The organism is Microbulbifer pacificus, from assembly GCF_033723955.1.
Lineage (GTDB): Bacteria > Pseudomonadota > Gammaproteobacteria > Pseudomonadales > Cellvibrionaceae > Microbulbifer > Microbulbifer pacificus.
Map to the genome: position 1 here is coordinate 2000913 of NZ_CP137555.1, position 26363 is coordinate 2027275.

29 protein-coding genes are annotated in these 26363 nt (G+C 59.5%); 12 read left to right on the forward strand and 17 right to left on the reverse strand.

Going from position 1 to position 26363, the window contains the following annotated elements:
• The first annotated feature begins 17 nt into the window (after window positions 1-17).
• From R5R33_RS08630 to R5R33_RS08645, 4 genes are all read left to right on the forward strand, one after another.
• Window positions 18-1052: a type IV pilus twitching motility protein PilT gene (locus R5R33_RS08630; RefSeq protein ID WP_318955615.1), complete on the forward strand. Its 1035-nt coding sequence runs from the start codon at window positions 18-20 to the stop codon at window positions 1050-1052.
• Window positions 1053-1334: 282 nt separating this feature from the next.
• On the forward strand, window positions 1335-2486 hold the full coding sequence (locus R5R33_RS08635) for a PilT/PilU family type 4a pilus ATPase (RefSeq protein ID WP_318955616.1): 1152 nt from the start codon (window positions 1335-1337) through the stop codon (window positions 2484-2486).
• Window positions 2487-2642: 156 nt separating this feature from the next.
• The gene (locus R5R33_RS08640) at window positions 2643-3260 is read left to right on the forward strand and encodes a LysE family translocator (RefSeq protein WP_318955617.1); all 618 of its coding nucleotides are present in this window, start codon (window positions 2643-2645) and stop codon (window positions 3258-3260) included.
• Window positions 3261-3359: 99 nt separating this feature from the next.
• Complete coding sequence (locus R5R33_RS08645) at window positions 3360-4994, forward strand: amidohydrolase (RefSeq protein ID WP_318955618.1); 1635 nt, start codon at window positions 3360-3362, stop codon at window positions 4992-4994.
• Window positions 4995-5008: 14 nt separating this feature from the next.
• Here the strand turns inward: R5R33_RS08645 and R5R33_RS08650 are convergent, their stop codons facing one another.
• Window positions 5009-5767 carry a LytR/AlgR family response regulator transcription factor gene (locus tag R5R33_RS08650; protein ID WP_404810391.1) on the reverse strand — a complete coding sequence of 253 codons (759 nt, stop codon included), beginning with the start codon at window positions 5765-5767 and terminating at the stop codon, window positions 5009-5011.
• The gene (locus tag R5R33_RS08655; RefSeq protein ID WP_318955619.1) at window positions 5764-7008 is read right to left on the reverse strand and encodes a sensor histidine kinase; all 1245 of its coding nucleotides are present in this window, start codon (window positions 7006-7008) and stop codon (window positions 5764-5766) included. The genes R5R33_RS08650 and R5R33_RS08655 overlap by 4 nt, the downstream gene beginning before the upstream one ends.
• Window positions 7009-7117: 109 nt before the next feature.
• On the opposite strand from R5R33_RS08655, the gene argH reads away from it, so the two are divergent.
• The gene (gene argH, locus R5R33_RS08660; RefSeq protein ID WP_318955620.1) at window positions 7118-8539 is read left to right on the forward strand and encodes an argininosuccinate lyase; all 1422 of its coding nucleotides are present in this window, start codon (window positions 7118-7120) and stop codon (window positions 8537-8539) included.
• 134 nt (window positions 8540-8673) lie between these two features.
• Window positions 8674-9663, forward strand: a complete 990-nt coding sequence (locus tag R5R33_RS08665) for a glycerophosphodiester phosphodiesterase family protein (RefSeq protein WP_318955621.1) — start codon at window positions 8674-8676, stop codon at window positions 9661-9663.
• Between the two features lie 69 nt (window positions 9664-9732).
• Here the strand turns inward: R5R33_RS08665 and R5R33_RS08670 are convergent, their stop codons facing one another.
• The 4 genes from R5R33_RS08670 to cyaY form a co-directional block, all read right to left on the reverse strand.
• Window positions 9733-11178: an alpha/beta hydrolase family protein gene (locus tag R5R33_RS08670; protein ID WP_318955622.1), complete on the reverse strand. Its 1446-nt coding sequence runs from the start codon at window positions 11176-11178 to the stop codon at window positions 9733-9735.
• A gap of 96 nt (window positions 11179-11274) precedes the next feature.
• A complete protein-coding gene (locus R5R33_RS08675) occupies window positions 11275-11481 on the reverse strand; it encodes an Arc family DNA-binding protein (RefSeq protein WP_318955623.1) in 207 nt (68 codons plus the stop codon).
• 34 nt (window positions 11482-11515) lie between these two features.
• A complete protein-coding gene (locus tag R5R33_RS08680; protein ID WP_318955624.1) occupies window positions 11516-12385 on the reverse strand; it encodes an SPFH domain-containing protein in 870 nt (289 codons plus the stop codon).
• A gap of 234 nt (window positions 12386-12619) precedes the next feature.
• A complete protein-coding gene (cyaY, locus tag R5R33_RS08685; RefSeq protein ID WP_318955625.1) occupies window positions 12620-12961 on the reverse strand; it encodes an iron donor protein CyaY in 342 nt (113 codons plus the stop codon).
• A gap of 112 nt (window positions 12962-13073) precedes the next feature.
• Between cyaY and lptM the strand changes: the two genes are divergently transcribed.
• From lptM to R5R33_RS08705, 4 genes are all read left to right on the forward strand, one after another.
• Window positions 13074-13328: an LPS translocon maturation chaperone LptM gene (gene lptM, locus R5R33_RS08690; protein WP_318955626.1), complete on the forward strand. Its 255-nt coding sequence runs from the start codon at window positions 13074-13076 to the stop codon at window positions 13326-13328.
• On the forward strand, window positions 13325-14578 hold the full coding sequence (lysA, locus tag R5R33_RS08695; protein WP_318955627.1) for a diaminopimelate decarboxylase: 1254 nt from the start codon (window positions 13325-13327) through the stop codon (window positions 14576-14578). Before lptM ends, lysA begins: the two co-directional genes overlap by 4 nt.
• 15 nt (window positions 14579-14593) lie before the next feature.
• Entirely contained in the window at window positions 14594-15424 is an 831-nt protein-coding gene (dapF, locus tag R5R33_RS08700; protein WP_318955628.1) for a diaminopimelate epimerase, read from the forward strand.
• Between the two features lie 72 nt (window positions 15425-15496).
• A complete protein-coding gene (locus R5R33_RS08705) occupies window positions 15497-16258 on the forward strand; it encodes a DUF484 family protein (RefSeq protein WP_318955629.1) in 762 nt (253 codons plus the stop codon).
• A gap of 156 nt (window positions 16259-16414) precedes the next feature.
• On the opposite strand, the gene R5R33_RS08710 is transcribed toward R5R33_RS08705, so the two are convergent.
• The 5 genes from R5R33_RS08710 to R5R33_RS08730 all read right to left on the reverse strand — a co-directional run bounded on the left by R5R33_RS08710 (window position 16415) and on the right by R5R33_RS08730 (window position 19955).
• Entirely contained in the window at window positions 16415-16627 is a 213-nt protein-coding gene (locus R5R33_RS08710; protein ID WP_318955630.1) for a hypothetical protein, read from the reverse strand.
• A gap of 424 nt (window positions 16628-17051) precedes the next feature.
• Window positions 17052-17390, reverse strand: coding sequence for a P-II family nitrogen regulator (locus R5R33_RS08715; RefSeq protein WP_043319767.1), 339 nt, complete (start codon window positions 17388-17390; stop codon window positions 17052-17054).
• Window positions 17391-17504: 114 nt separating this feature from the next.
• Window positions 17505-18764 (reverse strand): ammonium transporter, encoded by a 1260-nt coding sequence (locus R5R33_RS08720; RefSeq protein WP_318955631.1) that lies wholly within the window; start codon window positions 18762-18764, stop codon window positions 17505-17507.
• Window positions 18765-18855: 91 nt separating this feature from the next.
• Entirely contained in the window at window positions 18856-19194 is a 339-nt protein-coding gene (locus R5R33_RS08725) for a P-II family nitrogen regulator (protein ID WP_318955632.1), read from the reverse strand.
• Between the two features lie 56 nt (window positions 19195-19250).
• Window positions 19251-19955 carry a TorF family putative porin gene (locus R5R33_RS08730; protein WP_318955633.1) on the reverse strand — a complete coding sequence of 235 codons (705 nt, stop codon included), beginning with the start codon at window positions 19953-19955 and terminating at the stop codon, window positions 19251-19253.
• A gap of 455 nt (window positions 19956-20410) precedes the next feature.
• On the opposite strand from R5R33_RS08730, the gene R5R33_RS08735 reads away from it, so the two are divergent.
• Both R5R33_RS08735 and R5R33_RS08740 read left to right on the forward strand, forming a co-directional pair.
• A complete protein-coding gene (locus tag R5R33_RS08735) occupies window positions 20411-20638 on the forward strand; it encodes an accessory factor UbiK family protein (protein ID WP_318955634.1) in 228 nt (75 codons plus the stop codon).
• Between the two features lie 50 nt (window positions 20639-20688).
• A complete protein-coding gene (locus R5R33_RS08740) occupies window positions 20689-22179 on the forward strand; it encodes a YifB family Mg chelatase-like AAA ATPase (RefSeq protein ID WP_318955635.1) in 1491 nt (496 codons plus the stop codon).
• Here the strand turns inward: R5R33_RS08740 and R5R33_RS08745 are convergent.
• The 6 genes from R5R33_RS08745 to R5R33_RS08770 form a co-directional block, all read right to left on the reverse strand.
• Window positions 22176-22727: a GNAT family N-acetyltransferase gene (locus tag R5R33_RS08745; protein WP_318955636.1), complete on the reverse strand. Its 552-nt coding sequence runs from the start codon at window positions 22725-22727 to the stop codon at window positions 22176-22178. The two genes, R5R33_RS08740 and R5R33_RS08745, sit on opposite strands and share 4 nt — an antisense overlap.
• 1 nt (window position 22728) lies before the next feature.
• Complete coding sequence (gene bla / locus R5R33_RS08750) at window positions 22729-23631, reverse strand: subclass B3 metallo-beta-lactamase (RefSeq protein WP_318955637.1); 903 nt, start codon at window positions 23629-23631, stop codon at window positions 22729-22731.
• A 1-nt stretch (window position 23632) separates the two neighbouring features.
• Window positions 23633-24133, reverse strand: coding sequence for a GNAT family N-acetyltransferase (locus R5R33_RS08755; protein ID WP_318955638.1), 501 nt, complete (start codon window positions 24131-24133; stop codon window positions 23633-23635).
• A gap of 23 nt (window positions 24134-24156) precedes the next feature.
• Entirely contained in the window at window positions 24157-24612 is a 456-nt protein-coding gene (locus R5R33_RS08760; protein ID WP_318955639.1) for a YaiI/YqxD family protein, read from the reverse strand.
• Window positions 24612-24833 (reverse strand): DUF3565 domain-containing protein, encoded by a 222-nt coding sequence (locus R5R33_RS08765; RefSeq protein ID WP_318955640.1) that lies wholly within the window; start codon window positions 24831-24833, stop codon window positions 24612-24614. Before R5R33_RS08765 ends, R5R33_RS08760 begins: the two co-directional genes overlap by 1 nt.
• A 71-nt stretch (window positions 24834-24904) precedes the next feature.
• Window positions 24905-26329 (reverse strand): hypothetical protein, encoded by a 1425-nt coding sequence (locus R5R33_RS08770; protein WP_318955641.1) that lies wholly within the window; start codon window positions 26327-26329, stop codon window positions 24905-24907.
• Window positions 26330-26363: the final 34 nt, after the last annotated feature.

Sequence of the window (26363 nt, forward strand, 5' to 3'; positions counted from 1 at the left end):
ACAATAAAGGTAGCAGTATGGACATTACAGAACTCCTCGCCTTCAGCGCCAAGCAGAACGCTTCCGACTTGCACCTCTCTGCCGGCCTGCCCCCCATGATCCGCGTCGACGGCGACGTCCGCCGCATCAACCTGCCGCCCATGGAGCACAAGCAGGTGCACGGCCTGATCTACGAGATCATGAACGACAAGCAGCGCAAGGATTACGAGGAGTTCCTGGAAACCGACTTCTCCTTCGAAGTACCCGGTGTCGCCCGCTTCCGTGTGAATGCGTTCAACCACAACCGCGGCGCCGGCGCCGTGTTCCGGACCATTCCCTCCAAGGTACTCACCATGGAAGATCTGGGGATGGGCCAGGTGTTCAAGCAGATCTCCGACACCCCCCGCGGCCTGGTACTGGTCACCGGCCCCACCGGTTCCGGTAAATCCACCACCCTGGCGGCGATGATCGACTACATTAACGACAACAAGTACGAACACATCCTCACCATCGAGGACCCGATCGAATTCGTACACGAGTCGAAGAAGTGCCTGGTGAACCAGCGCGAAGTCCACCGCGACACCCACGGCTTCTCCGAAGCCCTGCGCTCCGCACTGCGTGAAGACCCGGACATCATCCTCGTGGGTGAGATGCGCGACCTCGAGACCATCCGCCTGGCGCTGACCGCCGCGGAAACCGGCCACCTGGTATTCGGCACCCTGCACACCACCTCCGCCGCCAAGACCATCGACCGTGTGGTGGACGTGTTTCCGGCGCAGGAAAAGGCCATGGTGCGCTCCATGCTGTCGGAATCACTGCAGGCGGTGATCTCCCAGACCCTGCTGAAGCGCAACGGCGGCGGCCGTATTGCCGCCCACGAAATCATGCGCGGCACCCCGGCGATCCGTAACCTGATCCGCGAAGACAAGATCGCGCAGATGTACTCCGCCATCCAGACCGGCGCCAGCGTCGGCATGCAGACCATGGACCAGTGCCTGCAGGACCTGGTGGAAAAACGCATCATCAGCCGCGAAGTCGCGCGCGAAAAAGCGAAGATGCCGGAGAATTTCTAAGGGACCTATCCAAGGCACTTAGGAAACTGGATCCCGGCTCAGGGCCGGGATGACGAATAAAAGCAAGTCGATAGCTAATCGGCTTACGCAGTACAAAAACGTGAATTGAAGGTTGGGTACCGGGGGCGGGTTTTCAGGATCGTCGCAAACAGGATGTTTGCGCCGAAGCTCCCAGGGATGGGTTCACAGCGGTCCTGAAAACCCGCCCCCGTTGCCCAACCGCCACAGGACTCAATCAAAGCAGTCCCCCGGAACCAGATAAAAACGAAGCGGTGTTTAAACATGGAAATCGAACGACTCCTACAACTGGTGACTGAAAAAGGCGCATCCGACCTGTTCATCACCGCCGGTGTGCCCGCCTCCATCAAGCTGCACGGCAAAGTCGTGCCGGTCAGCACCACTGCGCTCACGCCGGAAAAAGCCCGCGAACTCGTTATCGGCATCATGAACGAGCGGCAGAAAAAAGAGTTCATCGAAAGCAAGGAACTCAACTTTGCCATCTCCGTGCGCAATGTCGGCCGCTTCCGGGTCTCCGCCTTCTTCCAGCGCAACCTCGTCGGCATGGTGCTGCGCCGGATCGAAACCAAGATCCCCACCATCGACGGTCTCGGCCTGCCCGAGCAGCTCAAAGAGCTGGCCATGACCAAGCGCGGCTTGATCATCTTTGTGGGCGCCACCGGTACCGGTAAGTCCACCTCACTCGCCTCCATGATCGGCCACCGCAACGAGCACTCCAAGGGTCACATCATCTCCATCGAAGACCCCATCGAATTTATCCACCAGCACCGCGGCTGCATCGTCACCCAGCGCGAGGTGGGCCTGGATACCGACTCCTTCGAGACCGCGCTGAAGAACACCCTGCGCCAAGCACCCGACGTCATCCTCATTGGTGAGGTGCGCTCGCGCGAGACCATGGACCACGCCATCGCCTTCGCGGAAACCGGCCACCTGTGCCTGTGCACCCTGCACGCCAACAACGCCAACCAGGCCCTCGACCGGATCATCCACTTCTTCCCCGCTGACCGTCATCAGCAACTGTGGATGGACCTGTCACTGAACCTCCGCGCCATGGTTGCCCAGCAGCTGGTACCCACACCGGATGGTGACGGCCGCCGTGCCTGTCTCGAGATCATGATCAACACCCCGCTGATGGCCGACCTGATCCGCAAGGGCGAAGTACACAAAATGAAGGAGCTGATGAAGCGCTCCACCGAGCAGGGCATGCAGACCTTCGACCAGGCCCTGTACGAACTCTACGACCGCGGCGAAATTACCTACGAAGACGCGCTGTCGCACGCTGACTCCGCCAACGACCTGCGCCTGATGATCAAGCTCAAGTCCGAGTCAGACGCCGAGTACCTGAACAGCGCCGCCGACGAACTCAGTCTTGCCAGCGACTCCGACGGCAGCGGCGGCGGCCCGCGCCTTTACTGATAAAAGCGGACGCCAGACGAAGGGCAGGCGCGGCAACGCCCCTGCCCTTTTTTATGCCGGAGAACGGGGCGAAGATAGAGTTGCCCCACCCGTCGACTGCCAACTTTACTACGACGATACGCGGTTATTTCTGCGGCCCCAAAATAGGAATTTCCCGTGACACTGCTAAGTGCACTCGCGCTGTTAGGCACCATGATTATTCTCGCCGCTATTCCCGGCCCCGGCGTGTTCACCGTGATTGCGCGCTCGGTAAGTGGTGGTGTACTCCATGGCACTGCCACCAGTATCGGCATTTTGTTTGGCGACTATGTATTTATCGGCCTCTGCCTGTCCGGGCTTGCCTATGTGGCGGATTTAATGGGCAGCGCATTTGTGGTGATCAAGTATCTCGGCGCAGCTTACCTGATCTGGCTGGGCATCAATCTGGTCCGCGCCCGCACCCGCTTTTCCGAAATCGAGACCACCGCAAATCACTCGCTGCATTCCAGTCTCAGCCTCGGCCTGCTGACGACCCTGAGCAACCCAAAAGCGATCCTGTTTTACCTGAGTTTTTTCCCGGCCTTTCTTCCCGTCAATGCCATTGATGCCGCGGATGTACTCACTATCTATGCAATAGCCACCCTGTCCGTCGGCGGTGTCATGCTGATCTATACCTGGGCCACAGTGCGGGCGCGCCGGTACTTGCAAAGCGGCTCCGCCAACCGTTCGTTCAACATGGTCGGCGGCAGTGTCCTGGTCTGCGCCGGCCTGTGGATGGCACTCCGTAGCAGTTAACTTTAAAAGCAGTAGTTGGCTCAAAAAATAATGCGATTCCCCAAGTGTTTTTCAAACAGTTTAAAACTCAGTCTGCTTCCGCTACTGGGATCTCTGCTCTTGGCCTGTGCGGAATCGCCAGACGCCGATCGCATCTATATCAATGGCGAGATCGTCACCCTCGACGATAAAGATTCCGTTGCCAGTGCGCTCGCGATCAAGGATGGAAAGATTACCGCGGTCGGTACCAGCGAAGAGATCTCGGCACTCGCAGGTGTGCGCACCGAAACCATCGACCTCAACGGCAAAGCCCTGCTGCCGGGTTTTATCGCGGTACACGAACACCCGGCCATCAGCGCGGTATTCCGCAACTTTGTCGATATGAGCGGCTTCCGCCACCGCACCGCCGCTGAGGCGTGGCAGCAGCTGGAAAGCGCGATTGCCGCCGCACCGCAGGGGGAGTGGATCTACGCCATGGGGCTGGACCCGGTATTACTCGAAGGACTGCAGCTGCCGGACCGCAATTCCCTCGACCAGATGGCGCCGCACAACCCCGTGTTTATTCTCGCCCAGAGCATGCACACCGCGTGGGTGAACTCCGCTGCGCTGGCCGCCATGGACATCGATGAACAGACACCCGACCCCGGTGAAGGCTCCTATTACGGCCGCGATAAAAATGGCCGCCTCAATGGCACCCTGGTAGAAAAGCAGGCACTGGAGCCATTTCTCGCCAAACACAAAAATCCGTTCAAAGTCACCAACGCCTATACCGGTGTACTGACGGATTTACGCAACGCGGGCTACACCAGCGTGGCGTCCCTCGGCTTCAACATGCCCGCATGGCTCGCGCGCTGGGCATCCCTGGAAAGCCTGCAGCCGCGTATCCGTCAGTTTTTCTATTACCGCGGCGACAACCTGAACAAGTTATCCGGCAGCCCGGAACAAGACGGCGAGTTCTTCCACGTGCGCGGCGCCAAGTTCTGGTTCGACGGTTCGCCCTACAGTGGCAGCATGGTGGTGGAGCAGCCATACCTGGATAGCCATCTGGCCGAAGAGCTGGGCATCGTCCACGGCAGCCACGGCGAACCAGTGATTTCTGCGGAGCAGTTACGCAACCAGTTTCAGGAATTGAATAAACGCGGCTGGCAGATTGCCACCCATGTGCAGGGCGACCGCGCTGCGCAGGAATACGTGCAGATTCTGCAGCAGGTCTATGAAAGTTTGCCGGAAACACAGCGGCAGGAATTTGTCGCCCGCCGACACCGCCTGGAACACGGACTTCTACTCCGCAAAGAAATGCTGCCGGCATTTGCCAGGCTGGGTATTTCGCCGAGTTTTCACATCAACCACATTTACTACTACGGCGACGCCCTGAACACCGCATTGCTGGGACCTGAGCGCACCCAGCGCACGCTGCCAGTAAAGAGTGCATTCGAGCTGGGCATGCACCCCACCCTGCACTCGGATAGCCCCATGTTCCCGGCGGAACCCTTCAGCCTGATGCAAACAGCGATCACCCGTCGCAGCCGCGCAGGCACCGCGATCGGGGAGGCCGAGGCGCTGACCCCAAGCCAGGCACTGCGCACCATTACCATCAACGCCGCCTGGCAGCTGGGAATGGAAGAGGAAATCGGCAGCCTGGAAGTGGGCAAGCGCGCCGATCTTGTGATTCTGGATAGAAATCCGCTGTCGACGCCAGCGGAAAACTGGCGGGAAATCCGTGTCCTGGAAACCAGAGTTGCGGGGAGACGGTGATAAACGCGATCGGTTTAAGCCATTTCTGCCAACAGTGACTTGATGCCGGCGAGCAACCGCCGCGACACTACCGGGGTCAACGCAATCCCGGCGAGTGTCACCCGATAGCCGTCACCGCCTTTCTGCAACCCGGCAATGAAATCCACCGCAACAATTGCGTTGCGGTGCACACGCACAAAGCGCTCGCCGAACTCCGCTTCCAGTTCCTTCAGCGACTCATCCAGCACCGTCTCACCGCCGCTGTGGTGGGCGATGACGTATTTGTCTTCGGCAATGAAACAGCGGATATCGTCCACATCCAGCAACTGCACACCGCGGCGGCTCACCGCCTTGATCTGGCGGCGGCCGCTGGCGTGTTGTGGAACTTGTGTGTGCAGCGCCTGGCGTTGCGGTTTGCTCAGTCTTCGCGCCTGGGCAATCGCCTGTGCCAGTTGCTCCACATTGACGGGCTTGAGCAGGTAACCCGATGCAGCAACCGCAAAGGCAGGGAGCGCAAACTCGTCGTGTGCGGTACAGAAAATGATCGCGGGTGGATTGGGACGGTTGGTAATTTGGGTGGCGAGTTGGAGCCCGTTTTCTCCGGGCATTTCGATGTCCAGTAACAACAGGTCCGGGTCGAGTGAATCCAGCTGTTGTAACGCGCTTTCCCCATCGGCAGCTTCTCCCAGCAGTTGGCAACCATTAATAGTCTGCAACTGTCGGGCCAGTCTGGCCCGCGCCAGCGGTTCGTCGTCGACGATCAGCACTCCCAGTGGATGTTCGGCAGCACTCATTGGGCCACCTCTTCCAGCACGGGGGTTTTTGCTGGCTCAGTTATTCTGGTTTCACTCGTCGAATTGATGGCTTTGAACGGCAATCGCAATTCCACGCGGTACTCTTTACCGCACTCCCCATCGTGGACTTCCGCGGTAAAGCGGAAACGACTGCCGTAAAACGCACTGAGACGCTGGCGAATATTTTCCACCGCCATACCGTTGCCGGTGCTCACACCAGGGCTGATTTCCGTCTCAACGTTCGACTCAAAAACTGCAACAGGATTTTGAATCGACAATAGCAGCTCGGGTGCGCGACTGCCAATGACATTTTGGCGACTCGCATCATCCTGGCGAATCGTAATTTCAATTTTCCCACCCCGGCGCAGACGTGCAATTCCGTGCAGTACCGCGTTTTCCAACAGCGGCTGTAACAACATGGACGGCAGTTGTGCCTCTGCCGGCAGCTCCCCGATCTGCCACTCCTGTTGCAGGCGATCGCCAAGGCGCAGGGATTCTATTTCGAGGTAGCGCCGCGCCAGTGCAACTTCCTGCTCCAACGGTACCAATTTTGAGTCCGCCAGAGATGCGCGGAACAGCGCCGACAAATCTTCCACCAGTTTTTCCGCGCGCTCGGCATCCACGGCGATCAGGCTGGCGAGGCTGTTCATGCTGTTGAACAGGAAGTGCGGGCGAATGCGCGACTGCAACGCGTCGATTCGCGCCCCCAGTTCCGCTTGCTGCTGGTTGTGCAACTGCTGCTGCACATAGGCATAGCGCAGCACCACGCCCGCACAAATGGCGCCGACCAGAAAATTCGCCAGCAGCGCCCAGAGGTCCACAGGTACACCTTCCATATCCGCCACCCACCAGTGCTGCGCCAGCAACACCGTCAACAGCACCGCGAGTACGGTGGAATAGCTGAGCGCGGCGGCGAACTTGTGAGAGAGGCGCGCCAGGCGCGGGCGCAGCCGGCACAGGATGGCGGCTGCGGGCAGCATCACCCACTGCACGGTGAGAGACACCAGCCCCAGGCGCTGCCAATTGAACGGATTGAGCCCGTCGGTGGCGAGCACCAGCACCAGCGCCAGCAGCTCGCCCATCAATACCAGCGCAGCCACGCCGGTCACACCGCACAGCTCTGGCAAGAAATGGGGGGGAGCAGCGGTCTCGTGACGCGCAGAATCTTTGCCTGCGGGGGCAGTTTCGTGAATTTCCTGCGCTATAATGCCCGCCGCTTGCGCGGGCCGGGAAGATGTCATATCAGGTTATCTTTATTCTGGACTCGCTCTAAGACGGTGAAGATACCGCCATCACTGGCGCAGTTCCACTACCCGGTCGACATCGCAATCCACACACATCAGAGGCAGCATGAGTAACGACAACGCATCCGCAAACAACGCCCAGAATCCGGCCGCAAAGCTGTGGGGCGGCCGCTTTAGCGAAGCCACCGATGCCTTTGTGGAGCGATTTACCGCCTCGGTGATGTTCGACCAGCGCATGGGACTGGAAGATATCCAGGGTTCCCTGGCGCACGCACAGATGCTGTCGGAAGTGGGCGTGCTGACGGTGGAGGAGTTCCAGCAGATCGAGGGCGGCCTCAAGGACATCGCCGAAGAGATCAAGGCGGGCAGCTTCCCCTGGTCGGTGGAGCTCGAAGATGTACACATGAATATCGAATCGCGCCTCACCCAGCGCATCGGCGCCACCGGCAAAAAACTGCACACCGGCCGCTCGCGCAACGACCAGGTGGCGACCGATATCCGCCTGTGGCTGCGCAACCGCATCGACCAGATCGGAGCCGAGCTGACCCGCCTGCAGACCGGTCTGGTGGATCTCGCCGAGCAGAACGCAGACACCATCATGCCCGGCTTTACCCATCTGCAAACCGCACAGCCGGTCACCTTCGGCCATCACCTGCTGGCCTGGAACGAGATGCTGAGCCGCGACTATGAACGTCTGATGGATTGCCGCAAGCGCGTCAACCGCTCTCCGCTGGGCGCCGCGGCACTGGCCGGCACCAGCTACCCGATCAACCGCGCCCGCACCGCGGAGCTGCTGGGCTTTGATGCGCCCACCGAGAACTCCCTGGATTCCGTCAGCGACCGCGACTTCGCCATCGAATTCTGCGCCTTCTCCGCGCTGCTGATGACCCACCTGTCCCGCGCCAGCGAGGAGCTGGTGCTGTGGACCTCCAGCCAGTTCGACTTTATCGATCTGCCGGACCGCTTCTGCACCGGCTCCTCGATCATGCCGCAGAAGAAAAACCCGGATGTGCCGGAACTGGTGCGCGGCAAGACCGGCCGGGTTAACGGCCACCTGATAGCCCTGCTGACCCTGATGAAGAGCCAGCCACTGGCCTACAACAAGGACAACCAGGAAGACAAGGAACCCCTGTTCGACGCCGCCGACACCGTGCTCGACTGCCTGCGTGCCTTCGCCGATATGGCACCGGCGCTGAAGCCGAAGAAGGAAAACATGTACGCCGCCGCCGGCAAGGGCTTCTCCACCGCCACCGATCTGGCGGACTACCTGGTGCGCAAGGGTGTCGCCTTCCGCGATGCCCACGAGATCGTCGGCCACTCCGTGGCCTTTGCCATCGAGCAGAAGTGCGACCTGGCGGAACTCAGCCTCGCGCAGCTGCAGCAGTTCTCCGAGGTGATCGGCGACGATGTATTTGACGTGTTGACCCTGGAGGGCTCGGTCGCCGCGCGCGACCATATCGGCGGCACCGCGCCGAACCAGGTGCGCGGCGCCTGTGAGCGCGCGCGCACGCTGATCGCCTCGCGCTAAATAGCCTGGTGCGGCGGGCCGCCGGGCCCGCCGCCATATTTCGCCACAATTCATCCCGCCCGGCGCCATCTTTGCAATAGCGTGACCCGCTAGACTCCTCCGATCACAAGCTCCGATCAGAACAAGAGTCTCCCATGCGCAAATACCTGTTGCTCGGCACCGCCGCCTTCGCCATTGCCATTTACCTCACCAACGCCTCGTGGCTTGCAGAAAAACACACGGGCAAGCCCACGCTGATTGCCCACCGCGGCGTCTACCAGACCTTTAACCGGGAAAACCTTGGTCGCGACGACTGCACCGCGACGCGGATGTATCAACCGGAACACGCCTATCTGGAAAACACCCTCGCTTCCATGCGCGCCGCGTTCGAGTTTGGGGCGGATATCGTCGAGATCGATGTGCACCCCACCACCGATGGCGAATTTGCGGTGTTCCACGACTGGACCCTCGACTGCCGTACCGAAGCTAGCGGCGTCACCCGCGACCATGCGATGAGTTATCTGAAAACCCTGGATATCGGTTACGGCTATACCGCGGATAACGGCGAGACGTTTCCTTTTCGCGGCAAGGGCGTGGGGCTGATGCCAACTCTGGAAGAGGTCTACCGGGCATTTCCCGACAAGAGGTTCCTGGTCAATATCAAAAGCGGAAGACCACAAGAGGCGAAGCTGCTGGACAAGTACCTGCGCGAGCGCCAGTTACCGCTGCAGGGTCCGCTGCTCGTCTACGGCAGTGAGAAGGTAATGCAGAAGATACGTGCGTTGCGTCCGGATGCCTGGAGTTTTAGCCGCGAGAGCGTGCAACAGTGCACGGTGCGCTACCTGATGTTGGGCTGGAGTGGCTATGTGCCGGAAGCCTGTCGTAACGGCGCGGTGGTTGCGCCGAATACCTGGCAGTGGGCGCTTTGGGGCTGGCCGGATCGATTTATGCAGCGCATGCAAGACGCGGGCTCGCTGGTAATGGAACTGGATTTCGCGGGCCGCGGCCGCGGAATGCACGGCATATATAAACCTGAGGAGCTGGAGTTCCTGCCGGCGGATTATCGCGGCGCGCTGTGGGTCGAGAAAATCGAACGCATTGGGCCCTATGCGAAAACCAAATTTACCAGCGGACAACACCAATAACAGCAGAAGCCAATGTAGAGACGTTCCGCCGGGCTTGCGCAGGAATACCCTATATTTATTTTAAGAGACTCACTTGCGCAGCCCCGGCTGCGCAAAGTGTTTATCCAGCCACTCGTTGATGAGATTCAACGCCTTTGGCGCGATCGTTTCCTCAATGTTTCCGTACTCGGAAACAGCACCCGTCTCAGCGGTCTGGAACAGGTGATTCAGTTTATCCAGTTCCACCACCTGAACATCCCCATTGCCGCCATCCTCCAACGCCTGCCGGATTCCATCGAGGTTCTGTTTGGCGGCAACCTGGATATCCAGGCTGCCGTTCAGTGCCAGCACCGGCATTTCAAGTTTCTTGAGGTAGGTTTCCGGATCGAATTTCAGGAAATATCTGAACCAGGGAGAGGTTAAAATTTTCTCCTGCGCAGCAACCTGATTTTCGACGGCGCTCTCGTCTTTCTCACTCATGGCGCGGGAGATTTCGCGCATGGTATCGCGCATTGTCGGAGTCAGATTTGCGCCGTTCGGCAGTCGATTGAGATCCTGAAACAAGACCTCGTCGAGCTGCCTGATCTTGCTTAGGTTCAACGGCGGCACGCCCATCATCCGGAAAACGTTTGAGCGCTGCTCGATAAACAGGTCGATCACCTCAACACCCGGCGCGGCCATCAGGATGACAAACGCGATATCCGGCCTGCTCGATGCCACCATCGGGGCAATCATTCCGCCCTCACTGTGGCCAATCAGGCCAATGGTATTCGCCGGGATATCCGCGCGTCCCTTCAGGAAATCCACGGCGGCATTGATATCACCGGCAAAGTCTTCTGAGGTGGCGTTGTCAAAAACGCCGGAAGATTTACCAACGCCTCGATCATCCAGCCGGAGTACGGCATATCCCTTTTGGCTCAGGTGATCGGCAAGCACCGCAAACGGTTTGTGCCCGACAATGGATTCGTCGCGGTCCTGCGGACCCGAGCCGCTGATCAGTACCGCGGTGGCCTTGATTGGGCCCGAGGGTTTGGTCAGGGTTCCCGCGAGAATGATATCGGCCTTGGCGTTGTGCACCTCGACCTCTTCGGTTTTATAGGAAAAGGGCGCAACGGGCATTTGTGGACGGACAGGCACGCTGGCGTTGTTGTCTGCCGGATTTTGCCGGGAAAAAATCAGTTCAAATGACATTCCCTGGGTGAAAGTGCCGCGAATACTATCCGTACTGGAATCGTGTGTACCCCGGTACTTCGCCTGTAATCCGGAAATCTCGAAGCTCAACTGCTGCCCGACCACCTCGACGTTGGTCATGGGGATGGCAAATGCACCCTGAGCCGGGGAGTCCATTGACCCCTGCCATTTACCCGCGTTTTGCTGCAGGTGAATAACCAGTGGCAACTCCGCAGCTGCACTGACTTTCAGGTTGCCGGCCCAATTTCCTTCGAGACCGGCGGCGTGCGCCGTAAAAGGCAGTAACGCCATCATCACACTGACCATCGAATTTTTGAGTTTCTTGATCCATTGCGGGTATTGCATGTTCGATCCTTGGACTCGGCAGAGTTATATTTTTATCAGGTGCAGGGCTGTTTTCGCTGTGCGAAAAAATCTGCACATCCGCACACCCCGGCACGCTTACGATTCCTCAGGCTTTGCGTTTTTTTCCTCTATCTCTGTCACTACTTTCTGCACCAGCTTCACGCGGCCTGACTTCACCAGCGCATCCCGCAACACATATTCAATCTGTGCGTTCAGGCTGCGCAGGTCATCGTCCGCCCAGCGCTGCATCGCCGCCAGTACCTGCTCGTTGATACGCAGTGGGAAAGCTTTCTTTTTCGTCATGTTGATCCTGATCGTTCAGTAACCGCGTGGTCGATCAGTAGAGGCTGCCGCTGTTGATCACGGGCTGCGCCTGCTGTTCGCCACAGATGACCACCATCAGATTGTTGACCATATTTGCCTTGCGCTCGTCGTCCAGTTCCAGTGCGTGGGACTCCGCCAGGGTGGTAATCGCATCGGTGACCATTTCCACCGCACCGCGCACGATCAGCTTGCGTGCCGCGAGCACCGCACCGGCCTGCTGCTTGCGCAACATGGCCTGGGCAATTTCCGGCGCGTAGGCGAGATGGCTGATCCGCGCCTCGATCACCTGAATACCGGCACTGCCGAGACGCTCCTGTACCTGGTCGCGGATTTTTTCCGCCACCTCGATGGGATCACCGCGCAGGGACAGCGTGTCCTCACTGTGATTGTCGTAGGGGAATTCATTCGCCACGTTGCGCAGCGCCGCCTCGCTCTGGATGGTGACAAAGCTCTCGTAGTCGTCCACCTCGAAATAGGCCTCGGCCGAATCGACCACCTTCCATACCACCACCGTGGCAATCTCGATCGGGTTGCCGTTGGCGTCATTGACCTTGAGCTTGCCGCTCTCGAAATTGCGGATGCGCAGGGAGATGGGTGTGCGCTTGAAAATCAGCGGATTGGCCCAGCGCAGGCCGGTGACATGCTCGGTGCCCACGTATTTACCGAACAGCTGCAGTATTTTCCCCTGATTGGGAGCCACCATAAACAGTCCGAACCAGCAGAATGCAACAATTGCCGCCGCCAGGCCCCAGCCTGCGGCGAACGGGAATTCCGTGGCGGCCAGGTTTCGCAAAGCCATTACCACCGTAAACACCTGCAATACCAGAAGCAGCGCCAGCATTCCGTAACCATTGACGGTAAATGCGCGTTTTTCTCTGATCATCGAAATCTCCTTTTGATGTCAATTTGATATCAAATTAGCACCAAGATTGTGAATAGCCAAGTTTTTGTGCACATACAGTGGGTTCTGGCATGGACGGAGATGGGCGGGGAAGTCTTAACGGGCGGGAAACAGGTGTGGGGTATCAGGGGCGTTGCAGACGGGAAAAAGGCGAGCAGGCGGGGGGCTTGAACACGGACGCCCGCCAGTGCGGGCGACCATCGCGAGCCTGCGGGATCAGTCTGCTCCCAGCGCCAGCGATACCGGCGCACCCTGCTGTTCGCTCAACACCCGGTCCAGCAGCGTCGGCAGGTCCTCACCGGTGGTGGTGCACTTCCAGCCCGGGTTTTCAAACTTGAGGTGGTAGCCACCGGAGCGCGCCGCCACCCACAGTTCCTGTACCGCGCTCTGGCGCGACAGGATCACCTGGGTTCCGCTGTCTTCCAGGGTGATGGTGAGCACCGCGTCCGCACGCTCGTAATCCATATCCACATCGCAATTGTCGAGGGCGTCCTCGATCGCGATCAGGGTCTGTTCGATGGCGGCGTTGTAGGTTGCTTGAGAGGCGGCCTGGGTCATGATCCGGTTACTTCTGTTACGGTGTTGTTCATAGACGGGGGTCGCTATACTAGCAGGCTTTTCCAGTCTTCTCGTCCCGCGAAACGCGGCAGGTACTATCCAGGTAACACCGATGCGCACAACGTTGCTTTCAATGGCCTCTATCGTCGCCCTCACCACGTTGTTGAGCGCCTGTGGCCAGAAGGGCCCGCTCTACCTGCCGCAGGATCCGGCCTCGCCGACCACATCCCCGGCGTCCGCTACCCACAGCCACGGCCAGCCCGCAGGCAAGCGCAGCGAGGAGACCGAAAAAAATAATGACCCGGGTCAGCAAAACACCGAACAACAGTCCGAGCAACACACGGAAGCAGAAGCAGTATCGCAATGAGTGAATTCCACTATCAGCAGGGAAGCCTGTGGGCCGAGGGCGTGAACCTCGAGCAGATCGCCGAGCAGTTCGGCACCCCCACCTACGTCTACAGCCGCGCACATTTTGAAAGCCAGTACCAGGCCTACGCCGACGCACTCGGCGATCACCCGGGCCTGATCTGTTACGCCATCAAGGCCAACAGCAACCTGGGGATCTTGTCCGTGCTGGCACAACTGGGGGCAGGTTTCGATATCGTCTCCGCCGGTGAACTGGAGCGGGTACTGATGGCCGGCGGCGACCCGGGCAAGATCGTTTTTTCCGGTGTCGGCAAGACCGCGGCGGAAATGCGCCGCGCGCTGGAAGTGGGCGTGCACTGCTTCAATGTGGAATCGGAAGCGGAGCTGGAGCGCCTCGACGCGGTGGCCGCCGAGATGGGTGTCATCGCCCCGGTATCCCTGCGGGTCAACCCGGATGTGGATGCCAAGACCCACCCATATATTTCCACCGGCCTCAAGGAAAACAAATTCGGCATCGCCATCGAGCGTGCCCGCGACGCCTACCGCAAGGTGGCGGCCTCCCCCAGCCTCAACGCCGTGGGTGTGGACTGCCATATCGGTTCCCAGCTCACCGATATCGCTCCCTTCCTCGACGCCCTCGATCGCCTGCTGGTACTGATCGACGAGCTGGCCGAAGACGGCACTGTGCTCAAGCACCTGGATCTGGGCGGCGGCCTCGGTGTGCGCTACCGCGGTGAGGAGCCGCCGCTGGTGAGCGACTATCTCGGCGCAGTGAAAGAAAAGCTTGCGGGACGCGATCTGGCATTGGTGCTGGAACCCGGCCGCTCCATCTCTGCCAACGGCGGTGCTCTGTTGACCCGGGTGGAATACCTGAAGCGCACCGAGGGCCACAACTTTGCCATCGTCGACGCCGCCATGAATGACAATCTGCGCCCGGCGTTGTATCAGGCGTGGCAGGATATCGTTGCGGTGACGCCCAGCAACGGCGAGACCGAGAGCTGGGACATCGTCGGCCCGGTGTGTGAAACCGGCGACTTCCTCGGCAAGCACCGCCCGCTGGCGCTGCAACAGGGCCAACTGCTGGCCATGCTCTCCGCCGGTGCTTACGGTTTCACCATGAGTTCCAATTACAACTCCCGCACCCGTGCCGCTGAAGTACTGGTGGACGGCGACAAGACCTATCTGGTGCGCGCCCGCGAAACCCTCGCGGATCTGGTGCGCGGCGAAACCACGGTACCGGCCAAGGACTGACGGGAACGAACAACAATGCGGCTCAAGTTCACCAAAATGCACGGCCTCGGCAACGACTTCGTGATGATCGACGGCATCACCCAACGGGTGAAGCTGACGGCAGACAAGGTACGCCAGATCGCCGACCGCCACATCGGTATCGGCTGCGACCAATTACTGCTCGTGGAAGCGCCCCGGGACCCTGACGTGGATTTCCGCTACCGCATCTACAACGCCGACGGCAGTGAAGTGGAAAACTGCGGCAACGGCGCGCGCTGTTTTGCGCGCTTTGTGCGCGAGCGCCGCCTTACCAGCAAGGAAAAGATCCTGGTGGAAACCGCCGCCGGCATCCTCGAGCTGAATGTGCAGGGTGCGGACCAGGTGAGTGTGGACATGGGGCCACCGATTCTGGAGCCCGCGAAGATTCCGTTCCAGGCGGATATTCAGGCGGAGAGCTACCCGCTGGACGTGGACGGCGAAACCTACACCGTCGGCGCTGTTTCCATGGGCAACCCGCACACCGTACTGCTGGTGGAAGATGTGGACACGGCGCCGGTACACAGCCTCGGCGCGGCCATCGAACGCCACCCGCGTTTTCCCGCCCGGGTAAACGTGGGCTTCCTGCAGATTCTTGACCGCAAACGTGCGCGCCTGCGGGTATTCGAGCGCGGCGTTGGCGAAACCCGCGCCTGCGGCACTGGCGCCTGTGCGGCCATGGTCGCCGCGCGCATCCGCGGCCTGGTGGACGAAGAGGTCCAGATCACCCTCCCCGGCGGCACCCTGACAATCCACTGGCCGGGCCCCGGTGAGCCGGTTACCATGACCGGACCCGCGACCGCGGTATATCACGGACAGATAGTGGTTTAGGCAACGGGAGGTTTGACCTCCATTGCCAGAATACAGTCCCGGAACCAGCGACCGAGCAACGACGATACCGTAATGACCGAGCACAGCGACGCCCCCCTGATCGACAGCGCCGTCGAGGCAAGCCTGGAAAAACAGCAGGCCGCCGACAGCGAAAACCAGCGCAACAAAAAGGTGCTGGCCCGGCAGGTGGCGCGATATCTGATGCAGAATCCCACTTTCTTCGCGGAAAACCTGGATCTGCTGGAAACCATCCAGGTCCCCAGGGAATCCGGCAAAACCGTGTCGCTGATGACACACCAGACCAACCTGTTGCGCGAGCGCAATATCGAGATGCGCCAGCGTCTCGATCAGCTGCTGCAGAATGCCCGCGATAACGACCAGCTGTTTATGCACAGCCGCCGTCTGGTGCTGGCGCTGCTGGAGGCGCGCACCGTGGCCGAAGCCGGACGTGCGCTGTTGCAGAGTTTCCGCGATGACTTCAATGTCGAGGTCACCGCGCTGACCCTGTTCGGGCCGCTGCCCGGTTCCGGCAAGCAGCTGGGCGACGTGCGCAGTTATTCCCGCGCAAGTGCGGAAACCTCCATCGGCTCCATTCTGCGCAATGGCCGCACCGTGTGTGGCACCCTGCGCCCTGCGGAAACCAGCTTCCTGTTTGGCGACGATGCCGAGCGTGTCGCCTCCGCCGCCGTAGTACCGCTGGCAAACCAGCTGGGTATTCTCGCGGTGGGCTCCAGCGACCCCAATCACTACCGTTCCAGCCTCGGCACCCTTTTCCTGTCCTATATCGGCGAGATTCTTGAGCGCCTGCTGCCGGATATGCTGGCACGCAGCTGAATACATTCTTCCCGGCGACCACCGGGCAAAAATGAGACAAGGAAATTCTGGGAGAAGCGCGATCCATTGAAAACTGGACCCCGGCCTGGGCCGGGGTGACGCGTTTGCCGTCATGCCGGCCGGGCCGGCTCCAGTATCACCTGTTGCGCTAAGTTTTCAGATGGGCCTGCTGCCGTACTTTGGCTGCGGCTTGCGTGGAGGGTCTGCGGTGATATCCGGTGCTATCTCGTTGATGGCGCCGCCGCTGGCGAGGAAGGCCTCGACTTCGGCACTCAGTTCACTGCGGGCCCGCTGGCGGGAGGTGATTGAGCGTTCTTCGCCGAAGTCATCGGAGTCCTTTACCCGAACGCTGTACTGATCGTCTTTCATGTCACTTTACCCTGTAACTTGATACCCCTTGTTACAGAGGGAATACCCCTGTTGCCGCAGCTTGGCGCGGAAAACTCCGCTACTGCCCCACAGCACTATCTGCAAAAAAATAATCACGCGGCTGCGCCGTGTGATTACTGCAAATAAAATCCGCCGGGCAGAAGAATTCCTGCGGCGAAATAGTTATAGGCAGTGTCCAATCAGCCTGCCAGAAATGGTTCCCGGAATTGGTAGAACATTTTGATCGTTTTTTGTGCGATTTATCGCAGTTGGTTATGCAGAGTTTGGCGCCACAAATCGGACGACATTCGCAGCGGAGACGCCGTGCTCCAGCCACGCAACGTCAGATTCTTTTTTCACTTTTATCGCGCATAAAAAAGCCCCGCATTGCGGGGCCCTTAAAACACTGTGTCGGATTCTTTGATCAGACCGCTTCGCTGCCGGTTTCCCCGGTGCGGATACGGATAACTTCTTCGAGCGCAGTGATAAAGATTTTGCCGTCGCCGATCTTGCCGGTCTGGGCCGCTTTGGTGATCGCTTCCACGGCGCTGTCGACCATGCTGTCGTCCACTGCCAGTTCCAGTTTGACCTTGGGCAGGAAGTCCACCACATATTCCGCGCCGCGGTACAGTTCGGTGTGGCCTTTCTGGCGGCCGAAGCCTTTTACTTCGGTCACGGTCATTCCCTGTACGCCGACCTCGGAAAGAGCGGTGCGCACGTCGTCCAGTTTGAATGGCTTCACGACAGCCGTAATCAGTTTCATTGACTTATCCCCTGATATTGTTTCTTACGGGCACCGGCCCAGAAGTGAATCGGTGCCGGAAGATTCTTGCTGCTACCGGGCCTGGCTCAGGCCCGGTAGCGAGATTATGAGCGATTACTTGCTCATAAATTCCGGATAAGCTTCCATTCCGCACTCGGTCAAGTCAACACCTTGCTGCTCTTCTTCCTCGGTAACACGGATACCGGTGATGAGCTTGAGGGCGAACCAGGCAGCGAAGGAGGCGGCGAATACCCAACCAAAGATGGTTGCGGCGCCGATCAGCTGACCGCTGAAAGAGGAGCCGTCATTGGTAACCGGTACCAGCAGCAGGCCCAGCAGACCGACCACGCCGTGCACGGAGATGGCGCCGACAGGATCGTCGATCTTCAGCTTGTCCAGGGTGATGATGGAGAACACTACCAGCACGCCACCGATGGCACCGAACAGGGTGGCCTGCAGCGCAGTCGGGGTGGAGGGTTCAGCCGTGATGGCTACCAGGCCAGCCAGCGCGCCGTTCAGCAGCATGGTCAGGTCGGCCTTGCCGAACAGGATGCGACCGGTGATCAGTGCGGCAACCGCACCGCCGGCAGCGGCGGTGTTGGTATTCAGGAATACCATGGCCACGGAGTGTGCGTTGGCGGCGTCGCCCAGTTTCAGTACGGAACCGCCGTTGAAGCCGAACCAGCCCATCCACAGGATGAAGGTACCCAGGGTAGCCAGCGGCAGGTTGGCGCCGGGGATGGCGTAGACTTCGCCGTTCGGGCCGTATTTACCTTTACGTGCGCCCAGCAGCAGTACGCCGGCCAGAGCAGCGGCAGCACCCGCCATGTGCACGATGCCGGAACCGGCAAAGTCAGAGAAGCCCAGGTCGCCCAGGTTGTACAGGCCGAAGACTTCTTTACCGCCCCAGGTCCAGGAACCTTCCAGCGGGTAGATCACACCGGTCATGACCACCGCGAACACCAGGAAGCTCCACAGCTTCATGCGCTCGGCTACCGCACCGGAGACGATGGACATGGCCGTTGCCACGAACACCACCTGGAAGAAGAAGTCGGAAGCACCGGAGTAAACGGAGTCGCCTTCGAAACCATTTTCAGCAGAACTTGCCAGAACGCCTTCCAGGTCGAAGGTTTCAATGCCGTTCAACAGCCAGCCGCCGTCGTACATGATGGCGTAGCCGCACACCAGGTACATGATGCAGGCGATGGCGAACAGCGCCACGTTTTTGGTGAGAATTTCCGTGGTGTTTTTGGAACGCACCAGGCCCGCTTCCAGCATGGCAAAGCCAGCTGCCATCCACATGACCAGTGCACCGCACACGAGGAAATAAAATGTATCAATTGCGTACTGCAACTGAAAAATTTGATTTTCCATTTTTCGCTCCGTTTAACCCAAACTTTCCCGAGTTGCCCCGGCAGTTATTTCTGTTGATCAAAGAATCGTTACTGGCAATCGTTTGTGATTGTTAGATCGCTTCCGGGCCGGTTTCACCGGTACGGATACGGATTGCCTGCTCAAGGTTTGCAACAAAGATCTTGCCGTCGCCGATCTTGCCGCTCTGCGCCGCGCTGCCGATGGCTTCCAGCACAGCGTCGAGCTGGCTGTCATCCACGGCAATCTGCAGCATGGTTTTGGGCAGAAAATCCACCACATACTCGGCTCCACGATAGAGTTCGGTATGCCCTTTCTGCCGCCCAAAGCCCTTCACTTCACTCACGGTGATGCCTTTGACACCAGCCTCAGCCAGCGCATCGCGCACCGCGTCGAGTTTGAAAGGTTTGATAATTGCGGTTACCAGTTTCATGGTCTCCCCCCTAAGATGAAGCCCACTCGAGGAGCGGGCTTATGTCGTTATGGCTGTTACCAGCTGTAAGTGGCACCGGCCAGTACAGTTGCTTCACACCAGTCCAGGTTGTAACACTCCGCCTTGCTGGCATCGGTGCCAACCAGGGAAGCGCTCAGCGCCAGGCCACCAAACTCCTTGCCGATCGACACTGAGTAATCGATGTAGGAATCAGATTCACTCAGGAAGATTTCTTCATCGAACAGGTTCAGGCCGGCGCTCAGGTCCAGAGTGATATCGTTGGCCAGGCTGAAGGAGTAGCCCGCGTTCAGGTACACGAACTCGCCCGCCTGGTACCAGTAGTCGTCGGAGTAGGCAAAGCCCAGGCTCAGGTCGCCAAAACTCACGCTGCCATACACTTCCTGGTAGTCTTCATCCTGGCTGCTGCCGTGGTAGGCGTAATAGATGTAGCCCACGTCATAGCCCATACCACCGGCGGTTTCACCGGAGTAACCGCCGTAGAAGTCCTGTTCGAAATCGGTTTCGTCGGTACCGTAGGCGAAGTCGACCTGGGATGCCCAGGTGCCCAGATAGAAGCCATTGCCCATATCCAGGTCCACGCCGCCCTGAATGGCCGGGCCGGTGTCGGACTGGGAAACGCCACGGAATTTGTAGTCACTTACCACACCAAGGTTGGCGCTCAGGCTGGGACCGGAGTCCTGCGCAATCGCACCTGCGGAAATGGCCATTGCCAGTACGCTTCCGGAAACGATTGCTGCCATTTTATTGTTCAGCTTGCCCACTTTTGGTTCTCCTTGATCTCTGTGTGAAATGCTCGTTTTGTTTTTTATCTTTGCGGTCACAACTACACCGGGGAGACGGTATGCACCACATATCGTCCGGCACTTCACTTGAAGGCCTATCCCCGCCTTCACTACCAGGACGATTTGCACAGGACTACTTGCAGAGTTAGTGCCAACTCTGATATTTCACAATTAAATCAATTAGTTAGGGGATTTTTGCGGAGACTCCACGGGGCAAATGCGAGGTTGCGCCAGCGGCGTGCGCAAAAAAAGTGCGCACCAAAATTGAACCTGCACCGCATTTGCGCATTTGACTGGTGAATTGTGGGGCTCGCGAACCAAGAGTGAGCACTGACTCCGCCGCTTGGTGAGAAATAGCCGCTGCGGTACTATTTGCCGCTGTCGAAACCGGAGTTTGTAGTGGAGAATTGCGCGTGGCCGCGGAAAAATTGCAACAGTTACTAAGTGAACTGCAACAACAAGGGGCAGTTATCAGCAGCGATCTGCGCGACGCCCTCGAAGTGGCACTGGGGAAACTGCCGCTGGTAAACCAGCGGGAATTTGACATCCAGGCCGCCAAACTGGCGCGGGCAGAGGAAAAGTTGGCCCGACTCGAACAACAACTGCAGGCGCTCGAAGCGCAGTTGGACAACCAAAACTAACCAGTCATCCTAGCCAGGATTTCAGGGACGACCATTTTTCAGGAAGAAAAGTGAGCCTATCTATCACCTATGCCCGCGCGCAGCTGGGCATTCATGCGCCACTGGTCACCGTGGAAACCCATCTCGCCAACGGTTTGCCGGCATTCAATATCGTCGGCCTGCCCGAGGCAGCGGTGCGCGAAAGCCGCGACCGGGTGCGCAGCGCCATCGTCAACAGCCACTTCGAATTTCCCCAGCGGCGTATCACCGTCAACCTGGCACCGGCAGACCTGCCCAAGGCCGGCGGCCGCTACGACCTCGCTATCGCACTCGGCATCCTCGCTGCCTCCGGGCAGGTACCCGGCGATGCCCTCGAGCAGCACGAATTTATCGGCGAGCTGGCGCTGTCCGGCAGCCTTCGCCCCATTCCCGGTGCACTGCCCGCAGCCATCGCCTGCGGCGACTGCGACCGCACCCTGGTGATTAGCGCGGAATCCGCCAGTGAGGCGGCACTGATCGACACCCCGGTGAAGGCTGCCACCTCCCTGTTGCAGGTGTGCGCACAGCTGCATGGACGCGAACCGCTGCCGGACGCGGTGAGCGATGACACGCTGGAAGAAGTGCTGTGCGCGGATCTAGCGGATGTGCGCGGGCAACTGAAGGCCCGGCGCGCACTGGAAGTCGCAGCTGCCGGTTCACACAACCTGTTGCTCTATGGTCCGCCTGGAACGGGAAAAACCATGCTGGCCAGCCGCCTGCCCGGAATACTGCCGCCGCTCAGCGAGCGCGAACTGCTTCAGGTAGCTGCGCTCTACTCCAGCGCCGGGCTTGCGCGTATTCGCCAGCGGCCATTTCGCGCCCCGCACCACTCGGCCTCCCCCACTGCACTGGTCGGTGGTGGCAGCGACCCGCGCCCGGGAGAAATCAGCCTCGCGCACCGCGGCGTATTGTTTCTCGACGAGATGCCGGAGTTTCCCCGCGCAGCGCTGGAAATATTGCGCGAACCGCTGGAAAACGGTGAAGTCAGGATTTCCCGCGCCCGTGCCCAGGTCACTTTTCCCGCGGATTTCCAGCTGGTGGCCGCGATGAACCCGTGCCCTTGCGGTTACCTTGGCGAGCCGCGCTGCCGCTGCACGCCCGATCAGATACATCGCTACCGCAACAAACTATCGGGCCCGTTACTCGACCGCATCGACATGCAGGTAGAAGTTGCGAGCATGAGCGCCGCGCAACTGCAGGAATCCCCGCCCGGAGAAAAATCCGCAACCGTGCGCGAGCGGGTGCGCGCCGCGCGGGAAATCCAGCTGCGGCGGCAGGGAAAAATCAACGGCGAGCTGAAAGGCAGCGAGCTGGATGAGTACTGCCCACTGGGCAAGGCGGAAAGTGCGCTGCTGCGGGTGTCGGTGGAAAAACTCGGCCTGTCCGCACGCAGTTACCACCGGGTATTGAAAGTGGCGCGCACGCTGGCGGATTTATCTGGGCAGGAAAATATCGGTACCGCACAAATTGCCGAGGCACTGGCATATCGAAACCTCGACAGAAAAACCGCGGTGTCGGTTTAACACGAAACCATGCTGGTACCGGCTCGCAGGCGATAGAGCACATGTTCCTGCATCGGATGCCCCGCAGGCAATGCCGGGTGCAAAAAATTTTCGCGGTACTGCATGCCCAGTTTTTCCATTACCGCTCGCGAGCGCCAATTCTCGGGCACGGTAAATGAAACAATTTCCGGCAGCCCCAGCTGGTCAAATCCGACCTGCAGGCATGCGCGCGCGGCCTCGGTGGCGAAGCCCTTTCCCCAGGCATTTTTCGCCAGACGCCAGCCGATTTCCACCGCCGGAGCAAACGGCATATTGTCGGCAACGTGCTTGATGCCGACGAACCCAATAAACTGTTCGTCCCCCAGTGTTTCCACCGCCCAGAAACCCCAGCCATATTTTTCGATATGCGCGATCTGCCGGTCGATGCCCGCATCGCTTTCGGTGCGATCCAGCAACGCGGGGAAAAATTCCATCACTGCAGGGTCGGTATTCATCGCCGCAAACGGTGCGCGATCGCTGTCGCACCACTGGCGTAGCCGCAGGCGCCGGGTTACTGGTTCAATCACCATTTCAGTGTTTAGCCTGTTTCTTTTTTAACTGGCGCTGCTTTTCCAGTTGCTTATCCAATTGCAGCTGCGCCTGAACCGCGTAGTCTCTGCAGTCCATTTCTTTTTGCTGCCTTGCCTCAACGGTGTAGCTCCAACCACTGGCCCCCGGGTGGGGCGTCAATAACAGGTCACAGGGAAGATCGCGAACCTTGGCAAAGGTAAAGCCAAAGTCTTGCAGGAGATTCGGATAACGCGGGTTGTCCAGCAACTGGTAACCCGGGGCGGTCAAGCTGTCGACATAGGCCACATCCACGGTTTTGCCATTGCGACGATCCTGCCAGGTCCAGGCCATACTGCCGGGCGTATGGCCTGGAATAAAATGCACATTAAATTGGAAACCACCGAGTTCGACAGTTTCTCCGTCCAACACATAGCGATCAACGTCCACCGGCGAAAACAGCAGCGCGTCGCCAAAATGAATATCGCCGGCGCCCCCGCTGGCGAGCAGCCGCCCAGATTCGGCATTACTCACCAGCCGCGCGCCGGTTGCGCGGCGGATTTCCGCCAGTGGGCCTGCATGATCGATATGGGCGTGACTGTGAAGAATCCACTTCAGATCCTGCGGCCCCACCCCCAGCTTGCGCATGTTGTCGAGCAGGTGCGCTGCAGCCTGCGGCATACCACCGTCTATCAATACTGCACCGGCGTCGGTTTTAATCAGCAGCGCGCTGAGTTCCTGAGTGCCAATCTGCCAGGTGTGCTCGCTGATCTGCAACGGCGCCACCGGCGTGCGCCAGGGTTCTGGCACCTCGTAGGCTTTGAGCTGTGGCAGCGGTTGCTCGGCCGCTGTGGCAAAGGCTGCCGCGGTAATCACCGCGCCCGTCAGTAATATTTTCGCTGCACCCACCCCGAAAAAATTGCTCATTTCAATTTTCCATAACCAGTAATTTCTGCATCGGCGCGACCATGTAATGGCACATATCCAGCCACTCCATTTCCTCCGGGTAGCTGCACACTTCGAAGCCCATTTTTTCATACAGCGCTTTTGCCGCTCGATTATTTTTCAACACAAACAGCGAGCACTGCTCAAGACGCAATACCTCTTTTGCCTGCGCCGCCAGCTGGCGTATCAACTGTTGACCCACCCCGCGCCCGCGGGCATGAGGTGCCACGATCAGTCTGCCGAGATGGCAACAGTTCAGCCGTCGGTAAAACTGACCGAATGCCAACGGCTCGCCCTGTGCATCGAGCACGACAAAACTCGGCAATTCTCGCCAGCGGCTGTCTGTGGAAAAACTTTGCGTGTCGAACGGGTAGCGAAACTCCGGTCCGCCCCACTGCCGGCAATCCACTTCCGAATCTATCCACCCCATGAGGGCGGCAAGATATTTTTCCTTGAACGGAATGAGTGAACACGGGCTTTTCATCGCAACTCCGGGACTTGCTGTATTTATTTTTTCTTCGCCTGCGCCAGCCAGCGGTCCAGCTGATCCGCAAACGCCTTGCGCTCCTGCTGTCCAAGCGGTGGTGGGCCACCGGTGTGGACGCCACTGGAACGCAGGGTTTCCATGAAATCGCGCATGTTCAGGCGCGCGCGGATATTTGCCTTGGTGTATTTCTCGCCACGGGGGTTGAGCGCGGTAGCACCCTTGTCGATCACATCTGCCGCCAGCGGCAGATCGGCGGTGATCACCAGATCACCCTCCTCGCAGCGCTGTGCGATCTCATTGTCGGCAACATCGTAGCCGGAGGAGACCTGCAGCGAACGGATAAAGGGTGACGGCGGCACCCGGATAAACTGGTTGGCCACCAGCGTCAATTCGGTCTGGGTGCGCTCGGCGGCGCGGAACAGAATTTCCTTCATGGCGGTGGGGCAGGCGTCTGCGTCGACCCATATTTTTGCCATCAGATAAGCTCCTGCGGCTGTTCGTCGGCGGGGGCGCCTGCATCACATTTTTTGCACTCGAGGTTCACTCCCAGCATCTTCGCGCGCCCTTCCGGCGTGGTGACCCAGGGGCGATTCTGCCAGGGCGGGTCGTGCCGTACATGCTGGTTGTGGCCACAGGCGAGCTGTGCCACCCAGTGGTCTTGTTCGTCGCGGTGATAACCGCGAATAGGTTGTAACATGGTCGGCTGCTGCATAAAAAAGGCACCTCATGGAGGTGCCTTTATAGACAAATCGGGGTAGGAGGTAAAAGCTATTCGCGCAGTTTGGCGGCAGCGTCGAGGCCCGCGCCCCGGTTCCAGCGCGGCAGGTTGCCATTGATGCAGACCAGCAGAAACACCGACGCGGCGAGCGCGGTCCACACGTCGAACATGGCCAGCATGTAGCCGATCACCAGGGCGCACACCATTTCCAGCGGCTTTTTCACCAGCGGCGCGGCCACCAGGATACACGCGAAGGCGGTGAGCGCGAGGGTGAGCATCAGGGCGATGGCCATGATCGGCTTGATCAGGCTGATCCAGGGCCAGCACAGATAGATCAGCGGCAGGCCGAACCCGTAGTAAGAACCGATGCCGCTGTGCAGGTCCGCCATCTTGTCGCGGCCGCAGCGCCAGGTCTGGATGATGACCGCGTGCACCCCAGTCCACAGGATGCCCTGATAGGGAAACAGCGGCGCGATCAGCGCGGAGACGCCATTGCGCGCGGCCACCGCCAGCTGGCTGCGCTCGAAGTCGGTATCGACGGGATCGTCTTCCCGCGCCGGTTGTGCGCTGCGAATCATTTCCGAGCCGGTGACGAAGTCACCGAACAGTATCACGTAGGCCACAAACGCCAGCGGCAAAACCTCCAGGTACATACCGAGGGGCGGCCAGCCGATGGCAAACGGGGACACCTTGCCAAGGGTCTCCACCACTGGCGGCAGAAACAGGCCCCAGCGGATATCAAACTGCACTTCACCAACGACCCACCCCACCGCGGCGGCGGCGACAAATCCCGGCAACAGGCCGAGGCTGCAGAAGCTGTCGATCCACCGGTAGCGTGTCCGCAATATCTGTATCGGCGCGGAAAAGGTAAACAGCAGGGCCACCAGCAGCGCGGTAGAGGCACTGAAAGGGTGACTTGAAAACAGGGCCACATCTTTCACGAATACCCGGTCCAGTGCGGAAATCGCGGCGCCAAAAATGATCCCCGCCTTCAACGCGACCGGCAGTGCCGCGATCAGCCGGCGCGACAGCCCCGAGAGGCTGAACAGCACTGCGATGGCTGCAAGGATTAGCGAAAGCGCGGTCATTACCTGGAAGCGCGCGGGCCCTTCCGGGTAGCCGCTAACGATGAACGTGAGCACCAGCGGAAACGCCGGGGTCAGCATGCCCGGCGCGAAGGGTTCGCCAAACACCAAGAACGAGGCGCATAAAAGAGTATTCGCCAGCAGCAACAGCGCCAGGGATTCCTCGAAGCTGAGACCGAAGTAACCGATCATCACCGGTGCCATGATCAGGCTGGTGCCGCTGGCCACCACCACGCCCTGCAGAAACTGCGACGGCACGAACTTCAGGTGCAGGAACGGAACCCGAAAGGTGAACGGGCCCCAGCGCCAGCCCGGGCTTCGCGGACTGGCCACGGACGGGTCGGAAACGGGGGGATCGGCTGCGCCGCGGGTACTGGGGGTCTGGTTCATCGCCATGTGCTCGTTATTTTTATTGACGCTTCGA